The 14,641-nt window shown below is 45.9% G+C and carries 11 protein-coding genes; 10 read left to right on the top strand and 1 reads right to left on the bottom strand.

Annotated elements, in window-relative coordinates; all coding sequences use genetic code 11:
• Positions 1-20 precede the first annotated feature (20 nt).
• The 6 genes from hisS to R7P74_RS12085 all read left to right on the top strand — a co-directional run bounded on the left by hisS (position 21) and on the right by R7P74_RS12085 (position 6,336).
• Complete coding sequence (hisS, locus tag R7P74_RS12110) at positions 21-1,289, top strand: histidine--tRNA ligase (protein WP_005381698.1); 1,269 nt, start codon at positions 21-23, stop codon at positions 1,287-1,289.
• Between the two features lie 126 nt (positions 1,290-1,415).
• On the top strand, positions 1,416-2,030 hold the full coding sequence (locus tag R7P74_RS12105) for a YfgM family protein (RefSeq protein ID WP_005381697.1): 615 nt from the start codon (positions 1,416-1,418) through the stop codon (positions 2,028-2,030).
• A 12-nt stretch (positions 2,031-2,042) separates the two neighbouring features.
• Positions 2,043-3,203, top strand: a complete 1,161-nt coding sequence (gene bamB / locus R7P74_RS12100) for an outer membrane protein assembly factor BamB (RefSeq protein ID WP_005381696.1) — start codon at positions 2,043-2,045, stop codon at positions 3,201-3,203.
• 167 nt (positions 3,204-3,370) lie between these two features.
• A complete protein-coding gene (der, locus tag R7P74_RS12095; protein WP_017820569.1) occupies positions 3,371-4,867 on the top strand; it encodes a ribosome biogenesis GTPase Der in 1,497 nt (498 codons plus the stop codon).
• Positions 4,868-4,926: 59 nt separating this feature from the next.
• Positions 4,927-5,802 carry an alanyl-tRNA editing protein gene (locus tag R7P74_RS12090; protein ID WP_115386389.1) on the top strand — a complete coding sequence of 292 codons (876 nt, stop codon included), beginning with the start codon at positions 4,927-4,929 and terminating at the stop codon, positions 5,800-5,802.
• Positions 5,803-6,111: 309 nt separating this feature from the next.
• Positions 6,112-6,336 carry a zinc ribbon domain-containing protein gene (locus R7P74_RS12085; RefSeq protein ID WP_012842112.1) on the top strand — a complete coding sequence of 75 codons (225 nt, stop codon included), beginning with the start codon at positions 6,112-6,114 and terminating at the stop codon, positions 6,334-6,336.
• A 13-nt stretch (positions 6,337-6,349) separates the two neighbouring features.
• On the opposite strand, the gene xseA is transcribed toward R7P74_RS12085, so the two are convergent.
• Positions 6,350-7,681 (bottom strand): exodeoxyribonuclease VII large subunit, encoded by a 1,332-nt coding sequence (xseA, locus tag R7P74_RS12080; RefSeq protein ID WP_017633909.1) that lies wholly within the window; start codon positions 7,679-7,681, stop codon positions 6,350-6,352.
• Positions 7,682-7,912: 231 nt separating this feature from the next.
• Here xseA and guaB point away from each other — a divergent pair, with 231 nt between their 5' ends.
• The 4 genes from guaB (at position 7,913) to R7P74_RS12060 (ending at position 14,637) form a co-directional block, all read left to right on the top strand.
• On the top strand, positions 7,913-9,379 hold the full coding sequence (gene guaB / locus R7P74_RS12075; protein WP_017633908.1) for an IMP dehydrogenase: 1,467 nt from the start codon (positions 7,913-7,915) through the stop codon (positions 9,377-9,379).
• Between the two features lie 99 nt (positions 9,380-9,478).
• Entirely contained in the window at positions 9,479-11,032 is a 1,554-nt protein-coding gene (gene guaA / locus R7P74_RS12070; protein ID WP_005381685.1) for a glutamine-hydrolyzing GMP synthase, read from the top strand.
• Positions 11,033-11,197: 165 nt separating this feature from the next.
• Positions 11,198-12,721 (top strand): Na+/H+ antiporter NhaC family protein, encoded by a 1,524-nt coding sequence (locus R7P74_RS12065; protein WP_318122868.1) that lies wholly within the window; start codon positions 11,198-11,200, stop codon positions 12,719-12,721.
• A gap of 212 nt (positions 12,722-12,933) precedes the next feature.
• A complete protein-coding gene (locus R7P74_RS12060) occupies positions 12,934-14,637 on the top strand; it encodes a chitinase (protein WP_318122867.1) in 1,704 nt (567 codons plus the stop codon).
• The last annotated feature ends 4 nt before the right edge of the window (positions 14,638-14,641 follow it).

Genomic DNA, 14,641 nt, shown 5'->3' with positions numbered 1-14,641 from the left:
CGAGAATTACGGTAAGTATTGTGGCAAAAACAATTCAAGCAATTCGAGGCATGAACGATTGCCTCCCAACTCAGTCGCCACTGTGGCAAAAATTAGAAAACACAGTGAAAAATGTAATTAGCGCATACGGTTATAACGAAGTGCGCATGCCAATCGTTGAAGAAACAAACCTATTCAGCCGCGCTGTTGGTGAAGAAACAGACGTCGTTTCAAAAGAAATGTACACTTTTGATGACCGTAACGGCGACAGCCTAACACTTCGCCCAGAAGGTACGGCGGGTTGTGTACGTTCATGTATCCAAAACAGCCTGATCAACCGTGATGAACAGCGTCTGTGGTACATGGGGCCTATGTTCCGCCATGAACGTCCGCAGAAAGGTCGTTACCGTCAATTCCACCAGTGTGGTGTTGAGGTGTTTGGTCTAAATGGTCCAGATGTTGATGCAGAGCTTATCATGATGACGGCGCGTCTATGGCGTGAGCTAGGTATCAATGAGCATGTCCGTCTTGAGCTGAACTCTATCGGTTCTCAAGAAGACCGCGCAGACTACCGTACTGCACTGGTTGCATTCCTTGAGCAACATATTGATGTGCTAGACGAAGATTGTAAGCGTCGCATGCACACGAATCCACTGCGTGTTCTGGATACGAAGAACCCAGACGTTCAAGCTATTTTAGGTGATGCACCTCGCCTTTCAGATTACTTGGGTGAAGAGTCTAAAGCACACTTCGCAGGTCTATGTGAACTTTTAGACGCCGCAGGTATCAAATACACAGTTAACGAACGTCTAGTTCGTGGTCTGGATTACTACAATCGCACGGTATTTGAGTGGATCACTGAGAGCCTAGGTGCTCAAGGCACTGTATGTGGCGGTGGTCGTTACGATGGCCTTGTAGAGCAATTAGGTGGTAAACCAACACCAGCGGTTGGCTTTGCAATGGGCCTAGAGCGTCTAGTACTGATGCTAGAAACGTTGGAACTGACAGACGTTCGTCGCAGTGTTGACGTGTACGTAGTCACAGCGGGTGAAGGCACCATGATGGCAGGAATGAAGCTAGCAGAACAGCTTCGCGAGTCTGTTCCAGGCGTTCGTGTGATGAATCACTTCGGTGGCGGTAACTTCAAGAAACAGTTTAAACGCGCAGACAAAGTTGGTGCTGTTGTAGCATTGGTTCTGGGCGAAAACGAAGTTGCGGATAATACCGTAGTACTGAAAGACTTAGCTGGTGGTGAGCAAGAGACTTACAACCAAGCAGAAGTTGCAGAAAAGATCGCAGCACTGATTTAAGTCTTTTAGTAATCTAACAAAATTACATCCTAGTTCGTAAGCTAAGGCTCCCAAATGTGGAGCCTTTAAACGAAATAGGAACAATGGCAGCTAAGCTGCCATTTACATGTTTTAAGAGGACAGGAAGTGGAACTTTACGATACTGAAGAACAACAAGTTGAAGCCATTAAAGACTGGTGGAAGGAAAACGGCAAAGCCGTCATCATCGGTGCGGTTGTTGGTTTAGGTGGTCTATTCGGCTGGCGTTACTACCAGGATTCTGTGATTCAGGCGAGTGAAGCAGCTTCTCAAAGCTACACGACAGCAATGAATGCTTTGCAAGACAAAGGCACTGATGCTCAAGCTGACGTGAAAGCTTTCATTGAGTCAAATGAAGTAAAAGAATATTCAGTATTGGCTGCGCTACAACTTGCCAAAGCACAAGTTGAAGCTCAAGACCTTTCTGCTGCATTGGAGCAACTGAAGTGGGCGCAAAGCAACACTCAAGATGCTGCGTTGTTACCATTGATTAGTTACCGCATTGCGCGTATTGAGACGGAAATGGGTAACTTCGACGCTGCAACGGCAGAGCTAAGTAACGTCACTGATACAGCATGGACAGGTCGTATTGCTGAACTTCGTGGCGATATTGCGATTCGCCAAGGTGACAAAGATGCTGCGTACGCTGCGTATACTGAAGCTCAGCAAGCGGCAGATGCAAGCCCGACACTACAAATGAAATTGGACGATCTGGCGAAATAAGGACCGCATTGGATGAAAAGAGTCTTTAAGAAAGCCTTGCTAGGGGCGTTAACAATGGGAGTACTTGCCGGTTGTGCAGGTGAGAAAGACACCATTGTAATGGCGCCACTACCTCAGGTAGACAGTCAGTTTACAACCAGTAGTGAGTGGAGCACATCGGTTGGCGATGGTGTTGGTCATTACTTTTCAAAACTATCCCCTGTATTTGCGAATGATACATTGTTCGTGGCAAGTCGTGATGGCTTAGTAAAAGCGCTGGATCCTGAAAACGGTAAACAACGTTGGCAAACGGACCTAGAAGAAGATGTCATTGCTCGTCTCTCTGGTGGTATCACAGCGGCATACGGAAACCTTTACATTGGCTCTGAGAATGGTGAAGTCATCTCTCTTGACCAAGAAACAGGTGAAATTGTTTGGCGTGTAAAAGTTGGAGGTGAGGTACTGGCGAAGCCAGTTGCAGATTCAGGCCTTATTATCATCAATACTAGCCGAGGCATGTTGATAGCCCTTAATGAGAGTACAGGTGAGCAACGCTGGGCATTGAGTACAGAAGTGCCGAACTTAACTTTACGTGGCGATAGTACTCCGACTGCAATTGGTGGCGGTGTATTTTGGGGAACGGCAAATGGCCGACTCGCAGCTGCTATTGTTGAGCGTGGCCAGTTGATTTGGCAACAGCCTGTTGGTACGCCAAAAGGCGCGACAGAAATTGATCGTTTGGTTGACGTTGATTCATCGCCAATTGTGCTAGGCGGTACTCTTTTCACCATTGGATACAATGGTCAACTTATCGCCATTGACTTGCGTTCAGCGAACCCGATTTGGAAGCGTAATTACTCATCTGCGACAGACATTTCTACAGATGGTAGTCGCATCTTTGTGATAACGGAAAAAGATCATGTTGTTGCCGTTGATTCACGAAGCGGGACTGAGTTGTGGGAAAACAGCTTGCTTGAGCACCGACAACTTACAGCGCCAGTTATTGTTGGCAATTATCTCGTTGTCGGTGACACGCTTGGTTACCTTCACTGGATGGATCGTTCAACGGGCGAATTTGTTGCGCAGCAGTTTGTCGATGATAGCGGCTTGGCTGTTGGCCCGACGTTATTGTCGGATGGTTATGTGATTACAACTCGCAACGGCGATGTAAAGAAACTAACCATTAACGAATAATATCGTGATATAATTCACATTCGGCTCCTGGCTGGTGACAGCTAGGAGCCGTTTTGTTGTTTGAATTTATTAACCCTGACGTGGTTATAGGTAAAAAGCTGGTTTGATTTGGCATCGAGCAAGTCGTTACCTATAACTACAGAAGAAAGATTATTGTAGAGGTTGTTATGGTACCTGTTGTAGCTCTAGTAGGGCGTCCGAACGTAGGTAAATCTACACTATTTAACCGATTGACTCGCACTCGTGACGCGTTGGTTGCGGACTTTCCAGGCCTAACGCGAGACCGTAAATATGGCCAGGCGAGACTTGGTGAAGAGCACGAATTCATTGTGATTGATACTGGTGGTATCGATGGCACAGAAGAAGGCGTGGAAACAAAGATGGCAGAACAGTCATTAGCCGCGATTGATGAGGCTGATGTTGTGTTGTTCCTTGTTGACGGTCGTGCTGGTCTGACACCTTCAGATGAAGCAATTGCTGCTCATCTGCGTAAAATTGAAAAGCCAGCGATGCTGGTAGTAAACAAAATCGATGGTATTGATGCCGATGCGGCGTGTGCTGATTTTTGGCAGCTCGGCGTGGATGATATGTACCAGATTGCGGCCGCTCATGGCCGTGGTGTGACCGCTTTGCTTGAGCGTGCTTTATCTCCATTCTTTGATGATCTATTAACAAGTGAATCTGAAGAAGGTGAGATTGAAGACCTGACTGGATTCGAAGACGAAGAGCCTCTTGTTGAAGATTACACTGAAGAAGACGCAGAAGCTGAATTCAAGCGCCTTCAAGAGCAGCCGATTAAGTTGGCGATCATCGGTCGTCCGAATGTAGGTAAATCGACACTGACTAACCGTATTCTGGGTGAAGAACGTGTAGTTGTATACGATATGCCAGGTACAACGCGCGACTCTATCTACATCCCGATGGAACGTGATGGACGCGAATACGTACTGATTGACACTGCAGGTGTTCGTCGTCGTGGTCGTATCAATGAAACGGTTGAAAAGTTCTCTGTTGTTAAGACGCTGAAAGCGGTAGAAGATGCAAACGTCGTTCTACTGGTGATTGATGCTCGTGAAAATATTTCAGACCAAGACCTAAGCTTGCTTGGTTTTGCACTGAATGCTGGCCGCTCAATTGTCATCGCCGTTAACAAGTGGGATGGTCTAGACAGTGACGTGAAAGAAAGCGTGAAGAAAGAACTGGACCGCCGTCTAGGATTCGTCGATTTCGCGCGTATCCACTTTATCTCTGCGCTGCACGGTACTGGCGTTGGTCACTTATTTGAATCTATTCAAGAAGCATATAACTCGGCGACAACGCGTGTGGGTACGTCAGTACTGACGCGTATCATGAAGATGGCAGTGGATGATCACCAGCCGCCAATGGTTCGTGGTCGTCGTATCAAACTCAAATACGCACACGCAGGTGGTTACAACCCACCGATCGTTGTTATCCACGGTAACATGGTTCGTGAATTACCAGATTCGTATAAACGTTATCTGATGAACTACTTCCGTAAGTCTCTGGAAATTATGGGAACACCGATTCGCATTAACTTCCACAACAGTGATAACCCATACGAGAACCGTACGAATAAGCTTACGCTATCACAAGAGCGTAAACGTAAGCGTATGATGTCGATGGTGAAAAACCGCAATAAATAATGAAATTCGAATACCCAAGTTTCTACTTGGGTATTTTTTTATCAAAAGTAATCGTAAAAATGACTATCACAGCAACAAAGACTCGTTTTTGTCATCAAACATGGCAATTAGAAGCACAAATACAGCTCGTTCAATCTACGGAAGAAGTGACTTACGTTATTACAGATGTCACGCCGTTCCATCCCGTTAGTCACATATGGCCGGATCACCCTGCAGACAAAGGAACGTTGAAGGTGAATGGGGCTGAGCATGACGTAGTAGATTGCCAAGTTGGAGCAGTGGAGCAGGAGAGTGGTGCTTTGTATGTGGGTAGTGACATCCCTGTAAAGCGTGATGCTGAAGGTTGGGTGTTTGTCGTCGTGCATGTTTTATCACGTACGGAATCATTTGCAATTAATGACTTGGTAACATTAGCGGTAGATAAAGACTATCAAAATGCTTTGAGTCGAGGCCACACAGCAGGACACTTAGCGTATTTGGCGTTGAATAAAGTACTAGCGGAAGACTATTGGCGAAAAGACGCAGACCGCAAAGACCCACATGGTTATTATGACTTTAATAGCTATGCGCAAGTCACGAGTTATGTCACTCCAGACAAGTGCCTCGATACGTACCGTTTAGGCAAAACACTCCGTAAAAGAGGATTAAACAGTGCAGATATGCTGAATGACCTCCAGGCGATTGCAGAAAAAGTGAATGGCCAACTGGTTGAATGGCTTCAAAGAGATGCGATGATCACCATGGAATGCCACGGCGATAGATTAACGGATTCTCGCTATTGGAAGTGCGATTTAGGGGAAGGTCAATTAGCGGTAATCCCTTGTGGTGGAACGCATGCGAGCCATTTAAATGAGTTTGCTTTTATCCAAGTTAAACTCGTTGAGCTCGACGCTCAAACTATCGAAATGCACACCAATGTAAACACTGCTTTTTGAATAAGATCTTTTTATTAAATTCTGATTTTTCGTTTAATTAAATCTCTCTAAGGTTTTTTATTCTGTCTTAAATTGGAATGCAGAATATGTAACTTATGCTTTCGGTGTGTGGTTATATAAATATTCTTTTAAGGGGTGATCGCTGATCAAGGAGTAAATATCAGACGATCAGTATAAGATCCTACGTATCAAGTATGGTTAACGCCTCGTGAAACTTGTTGGGGCGGTGATGAAGATCAACATACTTGTTCGTTATTTTGAGTAGCATGCGTTACTCGAAATTGCTTAGTTTAGAGAGAGGAACGGGATATGCAGCAGAACATTTGCCCGACTTGCAATGTCGAACTGGAATGGACAGGACAATACCATTGTGCACAGTGTGAATCGGATTTTAAAAAAGTAGGTTTTTGCCCTGATTGTGAGGCGGAGCTGGAGAAGCTGCAAGCATGCGGTGCTGCGAGTTACTTTTGCAATGTGTGTAATGAACTCAAGTCAAAATCACGTGTCCGATTTGAGTTCCAGAAAATCAGTTAACCAGAGTTTGTATTCAGTTAACGGTAGAGCGAACGTCGCCTTCGGCTAATCGAGTAATCAATACATCTCCCGATTTTACATCTGAAGATTGCGTAATTACTTTTCCTTGCTCAGTTTGAGTAATTGAGTAACCTCGTTTCAATGTCGCTAGTGGGCTGACGGTGTCTAACTTCTCTGCAGCAATCGCGAGTTGATGGCGCATAGTCAGTAACTTGCGATCCATTGCATCCATGAGCTTTTGCTCAACACGTTCTAGCTTCGACTTCTGCTCGGCAAGGCGTGTTACAGGAGAATTTAATTGCAGCCGATAATGTTGACGCTCGATTCGCTGTTGACGCAAGGCAATAAAACGACTCATCGCTCGCTGTAAGCGCATGTCCAACTCATCTAACTGTTGCGTCTGACGTTGCAAGCGATAGCTTGGGTGCTGTCTCTCTAGACGGTGCACTAATTGAGCAGATTGCTGCTTTTGTTGTGCTAGGTAGTAACGCATCGCGCTCGCTAACTTATGCTGGCGGGTAACTAAAGCTTGATCTTTGTGGCTGTTATCACGGCTTACTAGCTCAGCGGCTGCTGATGGAGTAGGCGCGCGTACGTCGGCGACAAAATCAGCTATTGTCACGTCAACTTCATGTCCAACGGCGCTAATAATAGGAATTTGGCTTGCTGCAATCGTGCGAGCTAATATCTCGTTGTTAAAGCACCATAAGTCTTCTAATGAACCACCACCTCGGCCCACAATTAGCACATCACATTCATCACGGCTGTTAGCGCGACCAATGGCTTGTGCAATTTGAATGGCTGCGTCCTCACCTTGTACCACTGTCGGATAAATCACAACAGGTAGGGAAGGATCACGACGTTTCAATACGTCTAAGATATCGTAAAGCGCGGCACCAGTTTTCGATGTGATGACGCCAACACGTTTAGGGTGCTCAGGCAAAGATTGCTTATTGATTTGCGCGAACAACCCTTCTGCTGCAAGCTTCATTTTCAGCTCTTCAAACTCTTGTTGAAGACGGCCATCACCTTCCGGTTGCATGCTTTCGATGATCAATTGGTAGTCACCGCGAGGCTCATAAAGAGAAAGACGAGCTTTTACTAGGACTTGATTACCGTTAGCGGGCTTGAAAGTAACGCGGCGATTGTTACCACGAAACATGGCACATTTAACTTGAGCGCGAGAGTCTTTAAGAGTGAGGTACCAGTGACCAGAGACAGGAGCTGAAAAGTTGGATATCTCTCCGACGAGCCAAACGATCCCCATTTCGTTTTCAAGGAGTAAGCGAACTTCTGCGTTGAGACGAGAAACAGTAAAGATGTTTTGATTGGTCTTGGAGAGCACAGCTAATCTCTTAGACGTGAGTATGGAAATTAGCGGCAATATAATACATAGCAAGGGGGTAATTGCAAGAAAAAAATTAAAAAATTTGTGGTCAAGCGATTGCGTTAACCGTATAATCCCTCCGCAATATCTAATCCAAATGTAGCCAACAACCTAAAACTGGTTACCCTCATTATGCGAAACGATGAGATTGGATTGTCTTTTTACTCCTCTAATTGTGAGATATTGCAAATGCTAAGAATTGCCAAAGAAGCGCTGACATTCGATGACGTACTACTTGTGCCAGCACACTCCACCGTTCTCCCAAACACAGCTGATCTTCGCACTCAGCTAACTAAGAACATCACCCTAAACATCCCAATGATTTCAGCGTCTATGGACACTGTTACTGAAGCTCGTCTAGCAATTGCGCTAGCGCAAGAGGGTGGCATTGGCTTTATCCACAAGAACATGTCTATTGAGCAGCAGGCAGCCGAAGTTCGTAAAGTTAAGAAGTTCGAAGCTGGTATGGTAACTGACGCGGTTACTGTAAACCCTGACGCGACCATCGCTGATGTTGTTGCACTCACTGAAAAGCATGGTTTTGCAGGTTTCCCTGTTGTCACTGAGAGCAATGAGCTTGTTGGTATTATCACTGGTCGTGACGTTCGTTTTGTGACGGACCTTTCTAAGAAAGTATCTTCAGTAATGACGCCAAAAGAGAAGTTGGCAGCAGTTAAAGAAGGTGCAACACGAGAAGAAGTGCAAGAGAAAATGCACGAAGCTCGTGTAGAGAAAGTATTGGTTGTGAATGATGAGTTCCAACTAACCGGTATGATTACTGCGAAAGACTTCCACAAAGCAGAACGTAAACCAAACGCATGTAAAGATGAGCGTGGTCGCCTACGTGTTGGCGCAGCAGTTGGTGCTGGTGCGGGTAACGAAGAGCGTGTTGCTGCTCTAGTTGAAGCAGGCGTTGACATTCTACTTATCGACTCTTCACACGGACATTCTGAAGGTGTACTAAACCGCATCCGCGAAACTCGCGCTGCTTACCCAGATCTAGACATCATCGGTGGTAACGTAGCAACAGGTGCTGGTGCTAAAGCACTAATCGAAGCTGGCGTAAGCGCAGTGAAAGTTGGTATCGGCCCTGGTTCTATCTGTACAACTCGTATTGTAACGGGTGTGGGAGTTCCACAAATCACTGCAATCGCAGATGCGGCAGAAGTGGCTAATGATTATGGTATTCCGGTTATTGCTGACGGTGGTATCCGTTTCTCAGGTGATATCTGTAAAGCAATCGTAGCTGGCGCATCATGTGTGATGGTTGGTTCTATGTTTGCTGGTACTGAAGAAGCGCCGGGTGAAGTGATTCTATACAATGGCCGTTCTTACAAGTCTTACCGCGGCATGGGTTCTCTTGGTGCTATGTCTCAAGGTTCTTCTGACCGTTACTTCCAGTCTGACAACGCAGCGGACAAGCTAGTACCAGAAGGTATCGAAGGTCGTATCGCATACAAAGGCCGTCTAAAAGAGATCGTACACCAACAAATGGGTGGTCTACGTTCAAGCATGGGTCTAACTGGTTCTGCAACTATCGAAGATATGCGTACGAAAGCTGAATTTGTACGTATCTCTGGTGCAGGTATGCAAGAGTCTCATGTACACGATGTTCAAATTACTAAGGAAGCGCCGAACTACCGTCTAGGGAACTAATTACCCAGCGGAAACGTTTGCTTTTTCCTTGAAGCATTAAGAAGAGGCGAGTACACTCGCCTCGGTTTTAATCACTTAGCCTTAAAAAGACTGCTCAAAATGACTAAAAATATCCATGACCAACGTATTCTGATCTTGGACTTCGGTTCTCAGTACACTCAATTAGTAGCTCGCCGCGTACGTGAAATCGGCGTTTACTGTGAACTATGGAGCTGGGATGTAGAAGAAGCGGATATTCGCGAATTCAACCCAGATGGCATTATCCTATCTGGCGGTCCAGAAAGCGTAACGGAAGAGAACTCTCCACGCGCGCCTCAATATGTGTTTGATTCTGGTGTTCCTTTGCTTGGCGTATGTTACGGCATGCAAACCATGGCGGAACAGCTAGGAGGCAAAGTAGCGGGCTCTAACGAACGTGAGTTTGGCTACGCTCAGGTTAAAGTTTCTGGTGAATGTGCTCTATTTAAAGATCTTGAAGCAACTCAAGACGTTTGGATGAGCCATGGCGACAAAGTAGTAGAGATCCCAGCCGATTTCGTAAAAGTTGGTGAGACAGACACTTGTCCTTACGCTGCGATGGCGAATGAAGAGAAGAAATACTACGGCGTTCAGTTCCACCCAGAAGTGACACACACAAAAGGTGGCCTACAAATGCTTGAGAACTTTGTTCTTGGCGTATGTGGCTGTGAACGTCTATGGACTTCTGAATCTATCATCGAAGACGCGGTTGCTCGTATTAAAGAGCAAGTGGGTGACGACGAAGTTATCCTAGGTCTATCTGGTGGTGTTGATTCATCGGTAGTCGCGATGCTAGTTCACCGTGCAATCGGCGACAAGCTAACGTGTGTATTTGTTGATAACGGTTTACTTCGTCTAAACGAAGGTCAACAAGTAATGGATATGTTCGGCGACCAATTTGGTTTGAACATCATCAAAGTTGACGCTGAAGAACGCTTCCTAAAAGCACTTGAAGGCAAGTCTGACCCAGAAGAGAAGCGTAAGACTATCGGTCACGTATTCGTAGATGTATTTGATGAAGAGTCTAAGAAGCTGAAAAACGCGAAATGGCTAGCTCAAGGTACGATTTACCCTGATGTAATCGAGTCAGCTGCATCTAAGACTGGTAAAGCGCACGTGATCAAATCGCACCACAACGTGGGCGGTCTTCCAGATGACATGGAAATGGGTCTTGTTGAGCCACTACGTGAGCTGTTCAAAGATGAAGTTCGTAAGATTGGTCTAGAATTAGGCCTGCCTTACAACATGCTTTACCGCCACCCATTCCCAGGTCCTGGTCTAGGTGTTCGTGTTCTTGGTGAAATCAAGAAAGAGTACTGTGACTTGCTACGCCGTGCTGATGCTATCTTTATTGAAGAGCTTCACGCAGCTGATCTATACAACAAAGTATCTCAAGCGTTCACGGTATTCCTACCAGTACGTTCTGTTGGTGTAATGGGCGATGGCCGTAAGTACGATTGGGTTGTGTCTCTACGTGCGGTAGAAACTATCGACTTCATGACTGCTCATTGGGCACACCTACCATATGACTTCCTAGGTAAGGTTTCTAACCGTATTATCAACGAAGTTGATGGCATTTCTCGTGTTGTTTACGACATTTCAGGTAAGCCACCAGCGACTATCGAGTGGGAATAATTTTCCTCTAGACAGTTGAGTTTATAAGAACCAGCCTTCGGGCTGGTTTTTTTGTACTTCAAGTTTGTGAAGAGGTGGCTCAACTTTTTTGTGAGAGATATATACATGCGGTTAAATTAAATATATATTCATTTTAATTGTTTAATTATCATAAATGGTATTGCTATGGAACAGGCTGACGTTACCTCTCTCATTCCCATCCTTATTACTCTTTTCCTCGCGCTGACCACAAGAAATGTCGTTGTTGGTTTATTCGCCGGTGTGGTGAGTGGTGTCGCTATGCTTGAAGGGACATTTGTCGAAAAAGGGCCACTAGACTCGTTTAGTGCATTGATGAAAAGCTATCTACTGCCGCAATTAACTGACAGCTACAATGCGGGCGTCATTTTGCTCTTGGTCTTTATTGGTGGCTTTGTTGCCTTGATGGAGAAATCTGGCGGTGGTGTGGCGTTTGCTAAAAAGGTCACTCAATGGGTGGCGAGTAAGTGCCAAGCTCAACTGTCCGCATGGTTCGGTGGTGTGGTTATTTTCTTCTCTGACCTTGGTACACCGTTGATTGTTGGTCCTGTTTTTCGCCCTTTATTTGATAAGTTAAAAGTATCACGCCAAAAATTAGCTTTTATTATCGACTCTACTTCCTCTCCCGTCGCAATCTTGATCCCTTTTATCGGATGGGGCGTTTACATCATGGGATTGATTCAAAAAGAGTTTACTGCCCTGAATGTCAGTATGAGTGATTGGGATGCTTTCATTGGCGCGATCCCGTATCAGTTTTACGCCTTTCTTGCGATCGCGATTGTGCCGATTGTCTCTTTCTTCAAATTAGATTTCGGACCGATGGCGAAGGCTGGGCAGTTAGCAGAACAGGGCTCCGACTTTGGGAAAGTACAGGAGTCTATGAATGTGTTTACGCATAAAAATGCAAAATCCAGTTTTGTATGGGCGCCTTTGCTCGTTATGCTGGTGGTTCTATGTACCATCCTCGTGCCACACGGTTTTCCATTTCAAAAAGTGGCAGGATCAACGTTTAGGGCTGCACTTTCTTCTGCATATTTCTTCGCGGCCTTCACTTTAATTGCGCTGATGGCGTTTTATGGCGTAAGAAAGCTTTCGGATGGTATTCAGGTTTATCTGAAAGGGATGTCAAACATGATGTCAGTGGCGGTGATTCTGGTATTGGCTTGGGCGCTTAGCTCGGTTGGGAAAGAATTAGGTGCAGCTGCATACATTGCTGAACAAGCTCAAGCCGGTTTCCCTTACTGGTTATTGCCAGCGGTTGCGTTTTTACTGGCCGGTATTATCTCGTTCGCTACGGGATCATCTTGGGGGACGTTTGCCATCATGATGCCATTAGTGATCCCAACTGCCGTCGCGATTGATGCACCACTGTTGGTTTGTATTGGTGCGGTATTATCTGGTGGCTTGTTTGGCGATCACTGTTCTCCCATCTCTGAAACTACGATTTTGTCGTCGACAGGAGGGGGGTGTGAACAGTATGAGCACTTCCGTACACAATTACCTTACGCATTACTCAATGGAATGATCGCATTGGGGTGTTTTCTTTTAGCTGGAATCAACGCCTCACCAGTGATTGTGCTTGCCGCAATTATTTCTCAGTGTGTGGTTTATTTTGTGCTGTCTAAACAAAAGTCAACCGCGAAGCTAGAGGTGGTTTCGGCAGAACAATAAAGAGAGAAACATCACAAAGCGGAGGCTCACAGGGTCTCCGCTTTTCTTTTGAGTCAAGGTAACATTTTTCTTGTGACAAAATGTGTGTGAGGACCTATTTATTCATTTTGTCTCGCAGAATCAACGTACTTGGCTCGGTGTTTCGTATATATGATCCACTATATGTCTAGTTATTCCTCGTATATTGTATTGTTGAAATCCGGAGACTAGACATGTTTGCACTCAAACATCTTCCTCTTGCATTGAGTTGTGTCTTAGCAGCACAAGTGAATGCGAGTATGAATATTCAGCCCGATCCGCAAAATCCGAATGGTTATGTTATTGCTCGTGGTGACGTTCAAGCCGTAGAGCAAAGCAAAACTTCTGATCCTATGTATGCCATTTGGTCACAAGCATTAGAGACACGCCCGAACTCAGTGGTTGAAGCGATTGTTCCAGGGGCGACAACCAACCCAGAAAACGTGAAGCGTGTAGAGCGTGTATTCCCCGAAAGTGAGTGGGACTTCCTGACTCAAATGGCGGCACCTGAATACACTTACACGCGTTTCCTACGTGCAATTGGCAAGTTCCCAGCATTCTGTGGTGAGTACACAGACGGTCGTGATTCGGATGCGATTTGTAAAAAATCGATCGTGACAGCGTTTGCTCACTTTGCACAGGAAACCGGTGGCCATATTTCGATCGATAACGTATCGGATAATCCGCTAGGGTTGGAAGAGTGGCAGCAAGCTTTGGTTCATGTGCGAGAAATGGGATGGTCTGAAGGGCAAGAAGGTTACACAACAGGTTGTGGTCAAAATGACTGGCAAAACAAACGCTGGCCATGTGAACCAGGACAAGGTTATTTTGGACGTGGTGCTAAACAGCTTTCTTACCATTTTAACTATGGCGCGTTCTCTGAAGTGATGTTTGATGGTGATGCATCTGTATTGCTAAAAAATCCAGGCTTGGTTGCGGATTCATGGCTGAACTTGGCATCGGCTATCTGGTTCTTCCTAACCCCACAAGCACCGAAACCTGCAATGCTACATGTGATTGACCGTACTTGGGTGCCTTCACAGCGTGAGCTTGATGCTGGCATTGGTTACGGCTTTGGTACCACCATCAACGTGATCAATGGTGGTATTGAGTGTGGGGAGCAAAACAAAGATAAAGGTCAACCTGTTAACCGTATTCGCTATTGGGAAGGACTTGCCGCTCATTATCAAATTCCAATTGAAGCCGATGAGACCAATACCTGTTGGCAGCAGACGCCTTACGGTAGCTTAAATCTGAATGGTGCGACAGACGTGTTGTACACCAACTGGGATGGAAACTGGAAATACTACTCAGATCGTCCGGGAGGCCACTCTTTTGAATGTGAACTTGTTGGTTTCCAAACGGCTTACTCTGCGCTAGTTGCAGGTGATTATGAGAAATGTGTAACTAACTTCTACCAATCTCATGCGGGTTGGCCAGAAGTTCGTGTAGTTGACAAGTTAGATCCAGTGGATCCGGTCGATCCGCCTGTAGGTGGTGTGGCAGCTTGGGATTCTGGCAAAGTATATAACACGGGGGAACAAGTCTCTTACCAAGGTGCTGTTTACGAAGCGAAATGGTGGTCACAAGGTAATGAGCCAACGAAAGGAGACCCGTGGAAGCTGGTTTCAGGCACTCCTACGGAGCCGCCTACAACGGAACCTGAACCACCGGTGACTGAGCCAGAGCCGCCCGTCACAGAACCTGAGCCGCCAGTAACCGAGCCAGAACCACCAGTGACAGGCAATTTTGTTCAGTGGGAGCCGGGTGTAACGCAAGTCGCTAACGGCGATAAAGTGACGTACCAAAACAAATGTTTTGTCGCAAAAAATGGCCCTGGAGTATGGGAAAGCCCAACGCAAAGCAACTGGTTCTGGGACGAGATTTCTTGTCAGTGATCGA

This window comes from Vibrio sp. 2033, assembly GCF_033339735.1.
Note: the sequence above shows the minus strand (reverse complement) of the source record. Positions and strands in the feature narration are given on the sequence as shown.